We start from the raw sequence: 15,339 nt of genomic DNA, 5'->3' as shown, positions 1-15,339 counted from the left end.
CCCCCCCCCCCCGTCCTTCCCGGGCGGGCTCGCCAAAGTAACCGCCCGGGGAAACCATACGGCGAGGGCCGCGCCCCCGGTCCCCGGAGCGCGGCCCTCTTGCTTAAACTGCTCAGTTTTTCGTGCTCACGGTGCTCATTTCCCAGTGATCACTCGGACCACTTCTTAGTGAACATCAACACCCCAGATCATCTCGTGGAAGATCGGCTTGGTGAAGATAAGTTCGCGTGGCTTGGAGCCCTCCGAATATTACTTTTCTCAGTTGATAGTTTAGAACCCACAGCCTACGGCGGGAATGGAAAGACCAGAGAGCCGAATCGAGCAACCATACAAACTCATGCGTCAATTGGTGATATGCCCCGGAACTCCGTCAGCCGCTACTTATCCGACTTTATCGAGAATAGTCGACGCTTCATCCAAGCACGTATTTTGTCTACGTGCGAAATGCCGAGGAACTTCTCCATCTTGGGGCCAAACCCATAGCTGGCAAAAAGGTCCCAAAAGGCTCCGACGTTGGAGGCGGCAGGAGGGTTCTCGCAAAGAATGAAGCCATCCACCTTCATGGCCTGCTGGGAATCAAGCTCGTGGATCTCCAGTTTTTGCTTTAGATCATCGAACGCGGCCCTACCGCGCTCAGTGTTCAACAAGACGGTCGTATAGCCGGAGTTGTCATCCTTGATGCCGGTAAACGACTCGAAATGCCAGCATTCAAATACCGTAATGTCAGAAAGACCGGAGGTTTTTCTCATATGGCAGTCCGCGCAGGACGGGCGCGGCGAGTAGCCAGAGAAGAACGCAGACAGCATCTGGTCTGTCTTCACGTTGCCCTCATGAGTGTCACCGTTGTCAAATTCAATGCTCATGGTAGAGCCGTGGTAGCCATAGGTCTTCTTTCTGAAGACGAGGCTCTTTATCGATGCCCCATGGACGCTCTCCTGGTACCGACAGTATTGCTCATAAACGCCAGGAGACGGCACTCCCCTGCACGCAAAATCAACCGTCAGAAGATCGTCAGACCGCTTTCCAAGCGCTTTTTTTAAAGCCGCAACCTGACAGGGCGATCCAACAAACAGCCCCTTATGAGAAAGCGAACCGTCAACAAGGCCCTTGATCACTTCAGAGCAATCACTCTGGACATACTTGCTGCTAGAAAATGCCACCAATGAGAGCAAGTCGGCGAATTGCGCGTGACGAACCTTTTTTACGCCATTCTCAAAGCGAGCTCCATAAGCGACCCCTCCCGATTCAATTACGCGCTCGGCGAGTGCCGAAACGAAGCCTCCCGAGGTGCAGGCACCGCGAAGTTCCTTATCGGGGGTGCGGCAGGCAAAAGCAGCAATGGGCTTACGCTCCCCCTCCATGACATTGCACGGGCAGACCTTCAGACACTTCCCGCACCCTATGCAGGCACCCTCGTCAATTGTGGGCGTCAAAAAACCGTGCGCATCTCGAGTGAGGCTGATCGCACTTTTAGGGCATACGGCAAAGCAAGCCGTGCACCCCGTACACCTTGCGGACTGAATTATCTCGACTGTGTTTCTCATAACCGTAATCCCTATGGACGAGGTCTATCTAATACAGTGGCGGCGCGGGGGGAATCTTATAGGTAAGGTCCTTGTTTCTCGCGCGTATGAACTTGGCTGGAACGCCACCCACAATCGCATAGGGAGGAACATCCTTGGTAACGACAGAGCCAGCGCCAACAACGGCTCCCTCTCCAATCGTGACTCCAGCAAGCACGATGGCACCAGTGCAAATCCAGGCTCGATCGCCAATGGTTATTGGCTTATAGAAGTCTGCAAAGTCCGGCGAGTCAGGGTCATGGCCACCAGTAATGAACTTCGAATAGCTGGATATGTTGACATTTGAGCCGATTTTCAATCCGCCTCGGCCGTCAAGCAGAACGAACCAGCCGATAGAGGAATTGCTTCCAACTTGAATTCGATCTGGATGCTCAAGCTCGGTCCGCCTGAAAATAACCGTATCTTTGCCAATCCTCATGCCTAAAGCTCGATAGATTGCCTTCCTTAGGCTCCAGATAGGAATCTTACTGATGATGCAGTTAACAAAAAGCACCGTAGCAACGTAGAACGCCTTTCTCACCTTAGTCAGCATGGCGCTCCCCTCTCAGCCCAAAGGAGAATGCAATAGTCCGAATGACGAGAACAATGAACTCGGTCAGACAAGTTAGAAGAGCCACGTAATAAACGTTGAGCACACCGAGAAAGTAGCCGATACATAGCCCGGCAATCTGGCAGCAGGCTCCTACCATCACTGAAGCGTTTGCAACGCTGCGCAAACCAAGGGGAACGAGTCCGGGATAACCAATCATATAGCTTGGGAACACTATAGGAAGCAGAGGCAACATGCACCTCAGGACATCGCCGGCTGCCCCGTAGGATTCGCCGAAGAGAAGGATGCACACCTTCTCGGCCCAGATGAATACAACGACACATCCCGCAAGAATAATGGGCTCCCCTACGGCAATCATCTTCTTAAGCAGTCCAAAATCTTTCCTGCGGACCATATGCGGGTACAAGCTGTCGGAGATGGGCGTAATGGCGCCTTTTCCCGCCGTGATAATCTTTTCGTTTGCAGAATAGAAGCCAATGAGCTCGCTTCCCGGACTGATCACGCCGAGCAGCATCGTATTAACAGTTGTATAAGCATTAATCATGAATCTAGAGATAAAGAAGGGGAAGGAGTTAAGAAAATCCTTCCCAATCCTGCTAAGGGGTACCAGAACAAAACGTATGCGATAGCTTATCCAAATATCAATAAAGGAAGCGGCCAGGGCTACCGCAGAACCAAGCATGTAGAAAACGGGGACGAGAAGATATTGATCTTGGCTCTTGACGAATATAAAGATGCAGCTGACAAATAGAAGTTTGATAACCACGGTACGCACGGTTATCTTTTCCATCTGCTCAAGACCGCGATAAAGATAGTCAGGGAGCAGGGAGTTAACCGCCACGTAAGCAAAATAGAGCGCGTAAAGAGGGAGGTCGATCTTACCCCCACCCCACAGCGCGCCAATGGCCAAGCAGACTGCAAACGAAACGAGAATCATACAAAGCTTGCAAATTGTCACGCTTGTCATCAAGGCAGACAGCTCGGCCTTGTCCTCGCGCCTTTCGGCAACATCAGCGGTAGCGGAGAGGATGAAGCCGAAGTCGAAGATCAGCTGCATGAAGACGGCGAATGCTGTTGCCACGCCAATATCGCCATAAATCTCCGGTCCAAGCACTCTCGTAAGATATGGAACCGTGACGAGACCGAAAAAATAGCTAGAAAAGGTCAGCAAATAAAGCATGACCGTATTCTTTGCAAGGGCAGATTTCCCGTTGAGCTTCTTTCTCAACATCTACTGCGTCACTCCAGAGCAAATTCCGCTAGCAACGAGAGCGTCGTCAAAGAAGCCATTTGAGAAGATCCTCTGCTTAGCAAGCTCAGAATCCACTGCATCCCAATCGACAGGCGTATCAATCGTTGAGGCAACATCAGTGCCATTCCAGATTCTGTCCAGGAGGCCAAAAGTCCCCAGCAGCGTCAAAACACGGGAATTGGCAGAGAACCTATCGCTATCTGAGTAGCGCTTGAATGTGACGAACTTATTGTGACCCAAAAGCGAGAAGACGGATCCATGGAATGAATCCGTGCAGACATACTCCGCGCCACGAATAAGCGCGAGAAAACGACCCGGATCTACATCATAAAGGGGAGTGTCCGCATACCCCTCATCGCTCTCGACGTACTCGTCGAGATGCGGAAGTGAGACGACCTTTAGGCCGCGGGCATCCGCGAAGTCGCGAACGGCTCGTCTGTGCTCAGCGTTGTTGCCTAGCAGGTAAACGAAAATATAGGGGTCGTCGATCCCACAATCGTGAGGAATTATCTCCTCGTAGTCGCCGAAGTCGAACAGAAGCGTGGGGTCAAGGACCACAGGCACATCGACGCCAATGAGGTCCTTCACGATGGCCGCCCCGTCCGATTCCCTGACGGAGATATAATCAATCCGATTGAGGAACCGGGCAGTCCTCTTCCTCTGGTTTACCGGAATTGAAGATACGCCGAAGCTCGATGAATAGGCGATCTTCGGGATACCGTCCGCAACAAAACGAAGATTTCTGTAGTCCTCTTCGAGGTTCATGGGAGCCCACACCTGATCGCTGCCAACGACGACAGCGTCATATTTGGTCGACGCCTTTTTAAGGTTGGCATAGCCAACGGCAGCCGGAGCCTCTATAAAGTTTTTCTTCGCAAACTCACCTATCGTCTTACGACGAACCTTAAGGCCCTCGAGCACATGCTGCGGAGTCCTGACATCATGAGAAATTGTTTTGGCCTTTGCCCTAATTACCCTTAGTTGCTCATTGCTTAGCTTCAGGGGGACCGATGCAAGAAAATGAAGATCCTTCTTTTTTTCGTATCTAATCCCTTCGCAAGATATCCCCCTCACGGTGAACATCTTCTGGAAGGAATAGGAGGTTAGCTGGCTACCATAATTCGGCACATCGCTGCAGGTAAGGATTCCAACACGCTTCATTATATTCTCCTATTGTTGATGGCCAGTCTCTCGTTGACGAAGAAAAGTAGTGCACAGGGTATGAGGATGCATGAGCACTGTGAAACGATGATTTTGGTATTAACAGCCAGGCAAAGAGAAAACCAGCAGCCCATCACGCTCCACAGAAACACCCATTCGATTCTGTTCTCGCGCAGGCTTATGTCATCGCACACAACAGCAAGAACCTCGAACAAGCAGATGAAAAACCATGGGAAAAACGGCACGAAAGCTATGCCCTCGATGATTGTTGGGCAAATGAGAGGTCTGTCTATCATGGAGCCAAGGCAGTAGTAGTTGAAAAATGACTGGAGCTTATCCGCATCATTCGTGAGACTAGACAAACCTGCAAACCCTGACAAAAAGCTATTAAAAAAGGACGTTATCGACAGCCTGTCGCCATAGGCTGCAAGAGTTTCAACCCCTTGGGCAATTGATCGCGGACCTGATACGTATTCGTTCGACTGTTGAAGCGTAAGGCCGAGGAGATTCAAGACTTCGTTGTCTGACCCCTTCACAAGGTAACCGTATTTATAGTAAGTCGTGCTGTATATGCCAATGCACATCACAATCACGATGGCAGCAATAACAAGCTTGGGAAACGGCTTGAACATCCTATAAAAGAGAAAAACGCTTGCAATCACAGGAATAAGTAGGGCCCACCGACTAATGCCCGCACTGAAACCCAGATATACGAGAAGAGCAAGCGCGGGAGGAACGATCCAGATCTTTTTTCTCGTCTCCATATAGCGCTTGCCACTTGCCGAATAGACAAGAACCAAGACCGCAAGCCTAAAAGCGGTAAAGATCACTTGCCAAAAACTGCCAGAGGCACCTGACGCCTCAGAGTCGTAGCTATCGCCAATGACGAAAAACTCTTTAGGAAATATTAATTGCCGCTGAAATAGGGCGAGCAAGACAAACGCACCCAGGATGAAAAATACAAGTACGCCAGCATTCCCAAGAACCGAAATCTCAGATTCATGGACTAACGTTGAGCGGGTATTTTTCGCCCTCTTTTTTCTTTTTTCGGTTATTTTTGGAAGAACAAATTTATAGGCGAAAAAGAAAGCGAGCTCGGCGAAAAAAACCTCCGTGCACATGAGCACTATCGCCATGCGCACCGAATCGGCTACCGGCTCGATACCAAAGCCATCGGTGCCGTAATAGGTCCAACCCCCGTGTATGTGCGTGTAATTGACTGCCAGGGGAAGAATGAGATATCTGAACGCCAAGACGCCTTGTGCAAGATAGTAGATTCCACCCTTCCTCCACTTCCCTGCCGAGGCAATGAGAGGATTGGCAAGGAGCACGGCCACCATATAGCACATCGGAAGAAGGTAAAGTTGCTCATATCCACTACGAGTTTCATTGTTCGCTAAGTACAGCGCCTCTCCAAGACAAACCGCAGGCAGGACAACGAAGAGAAAAAGCGTCTTGAGGGCAGGGCTCGTTCTCGGACCATTTTTTGAGCTGCCACGCGCTCCAGATATCAAACGAAGACTAGCCTGCATAGATTTGCTCCAGTCTCATAGCTTGAGCCTCTATATCAAATTCATCGGGGAGATCAGGATGATCCGACCTCCCAAGACCAAGACATCTATTCATGTCGCTTGCCCATGAAGCGGGGTCGTCTATCCCTGAGAACATTACGTTCTTACCGAAAGCAACTTCCCTCGTGATCTCCGAAGAAAGAAGCGTAGGCACTCCATTTGCCTGCGCCTCAACTGCCGAGACTGGTAGACCCTCGTATAGAGACGGAAGCACAAATATGTCGAAAGCGCTATACCACATGGCAATATCCGGAGTGGTGCCCATAAGCACCACGGCATCGGAAAGGCCGAGCCTCTCGATAAGCGACGTGACCGCACCCTCATCCTCGCCCCTACCGAATAGGAGAAGCTTGGCGGTGGGATCATAGTTCTTTTTATATTCGAAGAAGGCTCGCACCAAAAACGGATGGTTTTTTTGGGCTGTGAGCCTCCCCACATGACCGACAATCGTCTCTGAACCAGAGCATCCCGCTCTCGATCTCAGAGCCTGCCGAGCACCGTCATTAGAACGATACTTTTCAGCAAGAATGGCGTTATTGAGGACAAGCACCTTCCCGCTTGAAGCCCATTGCTTCCCATACATATTTTCCGCGGCAAAGTCACTGCACGCGATCAGGTCAGTAGCGCATGCCTTTCCCAGGGCACACAAAACACCATGCAGCGGTCTAGGCGTCTCCGGCATGGAGAGGTGAGAATGCACGATTATGCGAGGTACACGGCAACCACGTGCACAAAGAGCTGCAAGTCCATTCCAATCTGTCAGGTGAGAATGGACCACATCCGGATGAATCTCTTTGATGACGTTCGCCATAGCACGCAAACTTATGAAGAATCCCTCACGCTTTGGAGGGATTACATGCACACGACATCCAAGCTGCTCGAATTTAACGCGACATCCTGGCGAATCAACTGAATAAGTAACCACATGTAGTTCGAATTTAGATAGGTCCATATGGCTGAGGTAATTAAGGAGCATCGACTCAACCCCGCCATCAATCAGGTTGCAAACGACCTCGCAAACACGAATCGGATGTCTGGGACTACTTCCAGCATTACCCCTCGGCTCAGCCTGTTTTATGGCATTCATATGGTCCTCCTTCCCGGCAAACTGGCTACTGCGCTACGGCATCCAGTACAGTGAGGAGCTCTTCCGCCGTCTTGCCCCATCCATATCGAGAGAGAACTGATTCGGCGGGCTGAGTTTTTCTCTTGAAGAGGCCCTCCAAGTCATTGCAGGGAGACAGGGGGTCGATATAGCGGGAACCTTCCCCGTATATTTCATGCATGACCTCTGTATCTGAGACTGCAATTGACGCCCCGCAAGCAAGCGCTTCCATGGGAGGGATCCCAAAGCCCTCGTAGAAAGTGGGGAAAAGAAATCCCTTGCATCTCTGCATGAGGGCTTTCGCTTCACCATCACTTACATAGCCCGGGTATACGACATTTTCAGCGTTGGGTATCCCATGCTCGCCAAACACCTTGCTGTTGAGTCCACCTGCAATGACGATAGTTTCGGAGGGATTCAGTCGGGCTGTATCGACGAGCCACCTGAGATTCTTGTTCGGTGCTAGGCTCGACATGGCAAAGTAATAATTGTCGGGCACTACTTCAGCATGACGGTCGAAAAAAGTCATATCGGCTTTTATGCGCTGCATATGCTGCCAGGCATTTGGCAAAATGCTGATTTTGCCTCGGGAGACAGGATAATAGGATTCAATCCTACGCCTTGAGAAATCCGAGACAGTAACTATCAAATCTGAGCGTCTTGTAATCAGGGCGTACAGAAATCGATACCACAACACGAAGGGCTTGCTATAGCTTGCGGCGTTGTCGCGCACTGCCATATCATGAATGCACACGACTCCAGGGTTGACCACCGGCGCAGTATTGCAAAGGCTCAATCCGAGCCTTTTATCTCGCTGAAGCCACATCGAATAGTCAAGCTGCTCCCAGGCATGTCCAGAATGATTGCCAATGTGAACTAACTCGATACTCTTCAAATTCAGAGGATCGATAAGCTTGGCCTCCGATGGAACGGCGATAGCCATCTGGCCTGATGGCACAATCTTATCAAGTTCGAGTATCACCTCACGCGCATAGCGATCGACACCCGTCGTCGCACGCGTAAGAAACCTGCCATTTATACCTATCCTCAAGAAGCGCCGCCGTTTCTTACTACAGAAGCGGGTATACCCACTACAGTTGCTCCTGCAGGAACATCGTTTAAAACAACTGCATTGGCGCCAATACGTGCCCCGTCGCCAATGATAATGGGACCGATTAGCTTTGCCCCGCAACCTATCAGCACATGAGTGCCAATAGTCGGTGCCCTATTCACAGAATCCCCCCCCCAAGGGATAAGGAACGCCAATCGTCACCTGCTGACACACAACACTTCCCTGCCCAATGGAAGCCGTGTCATGAATAACAACTCCAAGTCCATTGTGGACAAATTGAACCGTGGGATCTATTTCTGCTTCACAGCCGATAAAACAGCCCAGAAAAATCTGGGCAACGTATTGAACGGTCTTAGCAAACGGGCGGCAGACACCACCGCTACGCCATAACTTTTGAGCCAAAGTATGTAATTTAAGACAAGTATTCTTGTTCCCAGACATTACACGCCGAACCTTTCTGCTTCGTCCGTGCAGTACGTCATGAGAGCTTCCTTGAACTTATCGTTTGAGAAGCATGCCGCATGCTCGCGACAATTCTTTGCCGACAGTCCGTCCATTGACTCAAATTGCTCCATACATGCAACAAGCGAATCAACAGTCTGTTCGTGGAAAAAGAGGCCTGTCTCCTCATCGACAACAGTCTCAAGAGCTCCGCCCTCACCAAATGCAAGAACTGGGCAACCATGAGCCTGTGCCTCAAGAGGCGTAAGCCCAAAATCTTCAATACCAGGGAAAAGGAAGGCTTTGGCATTGCTGTAAGCCTCGGTCATTTCCTGATCGGACACCCGCCCACGGAACTCGACGGTATCGCCGGCAATCTCACGCAGATACTGCTCTTCTTCGCCGCCTGATCCTATGACTACAAGCTTGCGGCCCAACTTATTACATGCCTCGATGGCAAGATCTACACGCTTGTAATGAACAAAACGCGATACAACGAGATAGTAGTCATCCCGATCTTCGTTGACCGTTCCATCCGGAACATCAACACCGGGATGGATGGTCACCGAATCGCGACGATAGTATTTTTCAATTCGCTTGCCGACGTAATCGGAATTAGATATAAAACGATCCACCCGTTGAGCTGCCTGAAAATCCCAAAGTCGAACCTTGTGGATCATGTTTGGCATAAAGGCTCTTTTAAGCGCAGAGGCACCTCTAAAGTATTCGTAGTACATGTCCCATACATATCGGATGGGACTATGGCAGAAACATACGTGTAGGGCGTCAGGACGAGTGAGCACGCCCTTGCAGCAGCTCATGCAGGAACTTACCACGAGGTCGAATTCGGTAAGGTCAAGAGCCTCCCAAGCCTTTGGCATAAAGGAAAGAAGATACTTGTGATGAGTTTTACCACCAGGCCAGCCCTGGATATACGTGGTTCGCACATCACAGTTCTTCAGCCAAGAGGGTGCCTTGTCTTCGTCATACACAAGCGTATAGATGGGAGCATCTGGCCAAATCTCATGCATGCACTTAAGGACGCGCTCTCCGCCACCTTGACCAACAAGCCAGTCATGAACAAGGGCGACTTTTCTCGTCATTTCCAGAAGTCACCGTACCTTTCGATGTCCTCCTCAACAAGATCGTCGCCTTGCTGGACCTCGATAAGGTGAAGGTCTGAGCCCAAGGCGCGACCAGCATGCAACGTTCCGGCAGGAACTCTTACGACAGAACCGGCACGCACCTTCTGAACCAGGCCGTCCAGAACAATCTCACCAGTGCCGGAAACGATGGTCCACACTTCGCTGCGATGAGAGTGCCGCTGATAGCCGAGCTGCTTCCCGTCACGAATGATGAGTTCCTTGGTAAGTGCCTCCGCACCATCGGGAAAGACGGAGGAATCGAGCACGCGATATTCTCCCCATAGCCGCTGCTCATACATCGGACGGCTATCCGCAGCCATCTTGACCTCAGCTTTTATGTTGGCAGAGGCATCCTTGCCTGTAACGAGGATGCCATCAGGAGTAGCGACCACCACGGAATTCTTTAATCCGGCGACCACCATGGGAAAACTGGTCTCATTGATTACGTGAACGTTTTCGGTAGTCTTTTCATCCACTACCACGCGGCCGGATGTGGCATCCGCCATTTCCTCTGTAAGCGTATTCCAGGTGCCCAAGTCTTTCCACGTGCCGGAATACGAAACGACTCCGATCGAATGAGCCTTCTCAACGACCTCGTAATCGAAGCTGTTTTTCGGCAACTCAGAATAGCGAGTGCGGAAATCGTCGAAAGTCTCAGCGCTAAGGTACCTATCGGAGATTCCCGTAAGGTATCCCAACCTGAACGCAAAGACACCACAATTCCAGAGCGCACCACGGGAGATGAGATTGCGAGCCATTTCTTCATTGGGCTTTTCCGTGAAACGTTCCACAGTCCGCGGGTCCCCCGTGGCGACGGTTGGAACTATGTAGCCGTACTTCTCGCTGGGATACGTGGGCTTTACACCCATCAGAACAAGTTCGGCGAAATCATTCTGAACAACATTGTCCAGACGAATGATGTTATCATAATAGGATTGCTCTGCATAGCTATCAATGGGCATCACAATGACAGTGTCATTTTTGTCCGCATGCTGTTCGAGCAAAAGGTTCGCGCAGGCAAGCATTATTGCAGGAGCCGTATCACGGCGCTCGGGTTCAAGCACTAGGGCGTACTTGCCCTTTACCTGCCTTCGGATGGAGTTCTCCTGACTCGCGCAGGTAGCAATGGTCACGTCTACGTTGGCTTCGACGTTCCCAATCTGCTTGAACACACGCTGGACCATCGAAACATGGCTACCGTCCGTGTCGCGAAGCACCTTGAGGAACTGCTTTGAACGCGAACTGTTCGAAAGAGGCCACAGACGAGTACCGGAGCCTCCTGATAGCAGCACAAGATGAATCATTCAGCAGCCCCCTCGAGAATCTTCTTCGCTGATGCGACAAGAGCAAGGAGCTTCCTACCAGCCTGACCTCGGTCAACACCCTTTGCGAAAACGTAAGCCTTTGCTTTTGGCTCAGTGCCAGAGGGACGGAAGAGGACGCGCGAGCCGTCTACGAGCCTTATCTCAAAAACATCTGCGGGAGGCAGCATCTGAATGCTGTCCGTGGGATTGACGACGGGCATCTCAGCACCGTTGGAGTAATCAACGACCCGCTCAACAGCAATTCCGCCAAAATCAGCAGGCGCATTTTTTCGCACGGACGCCATCATATGGGACATTTCTTGTGCGCCCTCGGGGCCCTCATACGCCTGGCTCAGCAGCCTGCTGTCCCAGAAGCCGTACCTCCGATACAGGCTCTCCATTGCCTCGTGGAGATCGAGACCGTTTTTCTTCCAATAGGAAGCCATCTCACAGATGAGCATCGAAGCAACCACGGCATCTTTGTCTCGCACCGACGTGCCCGCCAGATAGCCGTATGACTCCTCAAAACCCATGAGGAAGTCGGTCTGCCTACCCTCGGCTTCCAGCTTTCCTACCTGCTCTCCGATGAACTTGAATCCCGTAAGCGTACGTCGAAGTTCCAGCCCGCGATCAAGGGCGATGTCATCGGCCATGGGAGCCGAAACGATGGTAGTGCAGGCAACCTCATGGGCCATGTCGCGGTTGGCGACCTCGGCTCTACCTGCCAAGAAATCGAGCAAGAGGAGACCGACTTCATTACCGCTGAGCAGCTTATACTCGCCCGCATGCGGCACGGCGATGCCAACACGGTCCGTGTCGGGATCAGTAGCCAACAGTAGGTCAGGATTGACCTTGTCGCAATACGTAAGGCCAAGCTCCAAGGCCTCTCGAATTTCAGGGTTCGGGTAGGGACACGTTGGGAAATCGCCATCAGGAACACACTGCTCCGTGACATTGATTACCTCTGCGACTCCGATGGCCTCCAGGACACGAGAGACGCATTCGAGACCAACGCCATGAAGCGGCGTATAGACTATGCGCAAGCGTGAGCAGTCCTCGCCTGTTGAGACAGAAAGGGCGTTCTTGATGTAATGGTCAAGAACGCTTGCGGGCGTCCACTGCACAATGCCATTCGCCAGAGCTTCTTCAAACGGCACAGCGCGGACGTCTTCAAAGCAATCGACGGAATCGATTGCAGCTTGAATAGCTGCGGCAGCCTCCACGGTTATCTGGCAGCCATCTGAACCGTAAACCTTGTAGCCGTTATAGACAGCGGGGTTGTGACTAGCAGTAATGTTCACTCCGGCGGAACACTTAAGTTCACGAACGGCAAAACTCAGGGCAGGTGTCGGCTCAACGCGCTCATAGAGAAACGACCGGATGCCATTACCGGCAAGCACCTCGGAAACACGGCGCACAAACTCCTCGCTGCCATGACGCGTATCCCGGCAAAGCGCAACGGACGGATTATCGAAATGTGCGTTGAGGTAATTGGCGAGACCCTGCGTTGCTTTTCCAACGGTGAATACATTCAGGCGATTCGGCCCAAGACCGAGCTTGCCCCTTAGGCCACCTGTGCCAAACGCTAGTTCACGATAGAAAGCGTCTTCGAGGTCGCTGTTATCGACACTCTCTAGCTCCATGCGACTTGGTTCGTCGAGATGCTCGAGCCAGCTATGATAGCAGCGCTTGATATCGTCTTTTAGCAACTCGTCCTCACTTTCCGGTCCTGTTCTTGCCGAACATGGCTCCGAACGTGCCGATAAAGCACTTTGCGTCCATCCTCAGCCCGGCATTTCTCACGTATTCGAGTTCAATTTGCTGACGTTTGCCGCTTTTGAACGTGGCACCATTCCTCTGGGTCGCTTGCCAGAGACCCGTGATGCCTGCAGGTACGGAAAGAACCTCGCCCGCCTTGTCACCAAACCAATCAATCTCCTCGCGAGAAACGGCGCGAGGTCCTATCACGCTCATGTCTCCCTTAAGCACGTTGACGAAATTCGGCATCTCATCGAGGCTCGACTGCCTGAGCTTCCGACCAAGGGGCGTGATTCTCGGATCGTTATCGACTTTGTGCTCTCTATGCCACTGATCGAGCTGCTCGGGGCTGAGGTGCTTCTCCACATCATCTGAGTCAGCGACCATCGTGCGGAACTTGTAAATCGAAAAAGACTTGCCCAGCCGACCGATGCGCTCTTGGGAATAGATAGGTGATCCCTTAGTGTCCACAGCAATTACTAGAGACAAGATCAGGGAGGGAACGAAGCCTACCACGATCACGCAAGCACTGAAGCCTATATCGAACGTTCGTTTGAGAAAGCGGTAAAGCAGCGACCTTCGGTCGAGCTCCTCGCACTGCTTCGCAAATTCGCTCGTCCCCATAGTAGGAACCTTGGGAGGTAACTCGTTCGACACCGGCGCATGCTGCGGCGCATGTGCCCCACTTGGTCCGGAGCGCTCAGTATGTCCAGAGTCTACCTCAGGTTCTTCAACGCCCATTGTTTTTAAGCCGTCCAACTCCGTATCGCATTTCTTCTCTGATGGCTCGTCTAGGACTCGACGCCGAGGCAGACTCGGGCCTGTGGCCCTACCGTTTGGAACGCACGATCGCTGGCAGAACGTGCCCCGCTCACCACACCCAGACCCACGCGGGCGCTCACGGTGCGGCCGCACAGCTCCATGCGCAGGATCGCCACGCTCTTGCGGCGGTTGATCTCGCTGATGAGGCCCTCGTGGCCCTTGAGCGGGCCGCTCGTGACCACCACGTCGTCGCCCACCTTCACGGCCATGCTCATGGGAACGACGCGCTCCCCCGCCTGGGTGAACCCGCCGATGAGCTCGACCTCCTCGGGCGCCAGCGGCACGAACCTGTCGCCCTGGACGAGCAGGTGAGCAAACTGCGGCAACTCGCGTAGGATGCGCACGACGCGCTCGGGCGTGCCGGTCACCGCGATCACGTAGCCGCCAAACAGCGGCTTGGCGCAGCGCACGAACTGGCCGCGCACCTTGATCTCGGTCTCGTACTGCGGAAAGAAGCACTCGTCGAGGGCCTGGGGCTTGGCGACGCGCTCGATCAGCTCGGCCATCTGCCGCTCCTGGCCCGTCTGGACCTGGATCACGTACCACATGCGCATCACCGCCCCTTGCCTGGGCGCCCACGACGGCAGCCCGCTCGCTTCCGACACAACGAGGGGAATGACATGCAGCCTGCCTACGGCTTCGCCCCAACCGGGTGTTGGCCGGCTCGGGCGTGGGCCGCCCGACAGCGCGTCGGGCAGGCAGGTTGTATGCATTCCCCAGGTCCGTCGAAGCACGCAGCGTGGCGCTGCCCCGAGGAGAAAGGTATGTCCGCGCCGTAAGGCGCGATGCCCTGTCGCTCCGCCAGATGGAAGCGGGGTCACAAAGCTAAAAAAGCGCTAAAACTATACCCCCCCCCAGAAATGAATACAAGCACAGACGAACTCTACGGCAAGCATAGCGTGCATCCGAGACCGGTCGCGATACATCCTGCTTACAAATGGACCGGCGGGACGCCCTCGCACCTTCTCCGACGCCGCAGGCGTAGCGGCACGGGACGCGGGCGCCGCCGGCCCTGCTCAATTGCGCTCGTGACGGCATCTTTACACCTGTCTTGTCAGCTGCCATGGCGAGTGCGATACTGTCGCGCGGCGCGGGCAACAGGTGCCCGCATGACAGTCGGGAGAGGCCGATGGCCGAGCTCCGCAGCACCGAGAACCCCGGGGGGCGCACGCCCCGCAGCCACAACCGGAGACGATGGGGGGGGCGCGACTACGGCGTCCAGATGACCTCGGCGCAGACCACGGCGCTCGGGGCGTCGCAGCTCGCCTCCGCACCCGAGGTGCCCGCCGCCGTACGTGACGGGATCGAGCGCCTCAAGGCCGAGCGCGACGCCGTGATCCTCGCCCACTACTACGTGCCACCCGAGGTTCAGGCCCTCGCCGACCACGTGGGCGACTCGTTCGCCCTGGCGCGCCTCGCCGTCGACCTGCCGCAGCGCACCATCGTGCTCGCCGGCGTCGAGTTCATGGGCGAGTCGGCCAAGCTGCTCAACCCGAACAAGCGCGTGCTGCTCCCCGAGCCGGCGGCCGACTGCCCCATGGCGCACATGGTGCGCCGAGCAGACGTCGACGCCGT

The 15,339-nt window shown here is 53.4% G+C and carries 15 protein-coding genes and 1 pseudogene (1 of these 16 only partly in view); 1 reads left to right on the top strand and 15 read right to left on the bottom strand.

The annotated features are described in order from the left end of the window. Positions 1-377: 377 nt before the first annotated feature. The 15 genes and pseudogenes from EFAMC1_RS03150 to loaP all read right to left on the bottom strand — a co-directional run bounded on the left by EFAMC1_RS03150 (position 378) and on the right by loaP (position 14,318). Positions 378-1,361: a Coenzyme F420 hydrogenase/dehydrogenase, beta subunit C-terminal domain gene (locus tag EFAMC1_RS03150; RefSeq protein ID WP_261981741.1), complete on the bottom strand. Its 984-nt coding sequence runs from the start codon at positions 1,359-1,361 to the stop codon at positions 378-380. A 6-nt stretch (positions 1,362-1,367) separates the two neighbouring features. After that, positions 1,368-1,544: pseudogene (locus EFAMC1_RS11410) on the bottom strand (4Fe-4S dicluster domain-containing protein); the annotation flags it as partial. 28 nt (positions 1,545-1,572) lie between these two features. Beyond that, on the bottom strand, positions 1,573-2,115 hold the full coding sequence (locus tag EFAMC1_RS11355; RefSeq protein ID WP_154052875.1) for an acyltransferase: 543 nt from the start codon (positions 2,113-2,115) through the stop codon (positions 1,573-1,575). Continuing rightward, positions 2,105-3,364 (bottom strand): oligosaccharide flippase family protein, encoded by a 1,260-nt coding sequence (locus tag EFAMC1_RS03140; RefSeq protein ID WP_154052874.1) that lies wholly within the window; start codon positions 3,362-3,364, stop codon positions 2,105-2,107. The genes EFAMC1_RS11355 and EFAMC1_RS03140 overlap by 11 nt, the downstream gene beginning before the upstream one ends. Beyond that, a complete protein-coding gene (locus tag EFAMC1_RS03135; RefSeq protein ID WP_154052873.1) occupies positions 3,365-4,546 on the bottom strand; it encodes a polysaccharide pyruvyl transferase family protein in 1,182 nt (393 codons plus the stop codon). After that, on the bottom strand, positions 4,546-6,078 hold the full coding sequence (locus EFAMC1_RS03130) for a hypothetical protein (protein ID WP_154052872.1): 1,533 nt from the start codon (positions 6,076-6,078) through the stop codon (positions 4,546-4,548). Before EFAMC1_RS03130 ends, EFAMC1_RS03135 begins: the two co-directional genes overlap by 1 nt. Continuing rightward, positions 6,068-7,204 (bottom strand): glycosyltransferase, encoded by a 1,137-nt coding sequence (locus EFAMC1_RS03125; RefSeq protein WP_154052871.1) that lies wholly within the window; start codon positions 7,202-7,204, stop codon positions 6,068-6,070. The genes EFAMC1_RS03130 and EFAMC1_RS03125 overlap by 11 nt, the downstream gene beginning before the upstream one ends. A 25-nt stretch (positions 7,205-7,229) precedes the next feature. Continuing rightward, complete coding sequence (locus tag EFAMC1_RS03120; protein ID WP_154052870.1) at positions 7,230-8,204, bottom strand: glycosyltransferase family 4 protein; 975 nt, start codon at positions 8,202-8,204, stop codon at positions 7,230-7,232. Between the two features lie 65 nt (positions 8,205-8,269). Continuing rightward, on the bottom strand, positions 8,270-8,455 hold the full coding sequence (locus EFAMC1_RS11405) for a serine O-acetyltransferase (RefSeq protein WP_410054782.1): 186 nt from the start codon (positions 8,453-8,455) through the stop codon (positions 8,270-8,272). Further along, positions 8,448-8,735 (bottom strand): hypothetical protein, encoded by a 288-nt coding sequence (locus tag EFAMC1_RS11350; protein WP_315984864.1) that lies wholly within the window; start codon positions 8,733-8,735, stop codon positions 8,448-8,450. Before EFAMC1_RS11350 ends, EFAMC1_RS11405 begins: the two co-directional genes overlap by 8 nt. Next, the gene (locus EFAMC1_RS03110; RefSeq protein WP_261981742.1) at positions 8,735-9,766 is read right to left on the bottom strand and encodes a glycosyltransferase; all 1,032 of its coding nucleotides are present in this window, start codon (positions 9,764-9,766) and stop codon (positions 8,735-8,737) included. Before EFAMC1_RS03110 ends, EFAMC1_RS11350 begins: the two co-directional genes overlap by 1 nt. A gap of 68 nt (positions 9,767-9,834) precedes the next feature. Then, positions 9,835-11,184 carry a sugar phosphate nucleotidyltransferase gene (locus EFAMC1_RS03105; protein WP_154052867.1) on the bottom strand — a complete coding sequence of 450 codons (1,350 nt, stop codon included), beginning with the start codon at positions 11,182-11,184 and terminating at the stop codon, positions 9,835-9,837. Further along, positions 11,181-12,893, bottom strand: coding sequence for a phospho-sugar mutase (locus EFAMC1_RS03100; RefSeq protein WP_261981740.1), 1,713 nt, complete (start codon positions 12,891-12,893; stop codon positions 11,181-11,183). Before EFAMC1_RS03100 ends, EFAMC1_RS03105 begins: the two co-directional genes overlap by 4 nt. A 7-nt stretch (positions 12,894-12,900) precedes the next feature. Then, positions 12,901-13,566 (bottom strand): sugar transferase, encoded by a 666-nt coding sequence (locus EFAMC1_RS03095; protein ID WP_222838625.1) that lies wholly within the window; start codon positions 13,564-13,566, stop codon positions 12,901-12,903. Positions 13,567-13,733: 167 nt separating this feature from the next. After that, a complete protein-coding gene (gene loaP, locus EFAMC1_RS03090) occupies positions 13,734-14,318 on the bottom strand; it encodes an antiterminator LoaP (protein ID WP_154052865.1) in 585 nt (194 codons plus the stop codon). A 575-nt stretch (positions 14,319-14,893) separates the two neighbouring features. On the opposite strand from loaP, the gene nadA reads away from it, so the two are divergent. After that, positions 14,894-15,339, top strand: partial view of a quinolinate synthase NadA gene (gene nadA / locus EFAMC1_RS03085; protein ID WP_261981739.1) — the beginning only. It continues 616 nt past the right edge of the window; 446 of the gene's 1,062 nt are visible here — the first part of the coding sequence; the start codon lies at positions 14,894-14,896; its stop codon lies beyond the right edge, outside the window.

Origin of the sequence: Olsenella uli, assembly GCF_901212675.1 — a bacterium.
GTDB lineage: Bacteria > Actinomycetota > Coriobacteriia > Coriobacteriales > Atopobiaceae > Parolsenella > Parolsenella uli_B.
The sequence above is the reverse complement of the archived record's forward strand: the minus strand, read 5'-3'. Positions and strand labels throughout refer to the sequence as shown.

Bases quoted from the DNA above. Each gene is read 5' to 3' on its own strand.
- EFAMC1_RS03135 (WP_154052873.1), bottom strand. From the start codon at position 4,546: ATGAAGCGTGTTGGAATCCTTACCTGCAGCGATGTGCCGAATTATGGT.
- loaP (WP_154052865.1), bottom strand. From the start codon at position 14,318: ATGCGCATGTGGTACGTGATCCAGGTCCAGACGGGCCAGGAGCGGCAG.
- EFAMC1_RS03110 (WP_261981742.1), bottom strand. From the start codon at position 9,766: ATGCATGAGATTTGGCCAGATGCTCCCATCTATACGCTTGTGTATGAC.
- EFAMC1_RS03150 (WP_261981741.1), bottom strand. From the start codon at position 1,361: ATGGAGGGGGAGCGTAAGCCCATTGCTGCTTTTGCCTGCCGCACCCCC.
- EFAMC1_RS03140 (WP_154052874.1), bottom strand. From the start codon at position 3,364: ATGTTGAGAAAGAAGCTCAACGGGAAATCTGCCCTTGCAAAGAATACG.
- EFAMC1_RS11355 (WP_154052875.1), bottom strand. From the start codon at position 2,115: ATGCTGACTAAGGTGAGAAAGGCGTTCTACGTTGCTACGGTGCTTTTT.
- EFAMC1_RS03130 (WP_154052872.1), bottom strand. From the start codon at position 6,078: ATGCAGGCTAGTCTTCGTTTGATATCTGGAGCGCGTGGCAGCTCAAAA.
- EFAMC1_RS03125 (WP_154052871.1), bottom strand. From the start codon at position 7,204: ATGAATGCCATAAAACAGGCTGAGCCGAGGGGTAATGCTGGAAGTAGT.
- EFAMC1_RS03105 (WP_154052867.1), bottom strand. From the start codon at position 11,184: ATGATTCATCTTGTGCTGCTATCAGGAGGCTCCGGTACTCGTCTGTGG.
- EFAMC1_RS03095 (WP_222838625.1), bottom strand. From the start codon at position 13,566: ATGGGGACGAGCGAATTTGCGAAGCAGTGCGAGGAGCTCGACCGAAGG.
- EFAMC1_RS11350 (WP_315984864.1), bottom strand. From the start codon at position 8,735: ATGTCTGGGAACAAGAATACTTGTCTTAAATTACATACTTTGGCTCAA.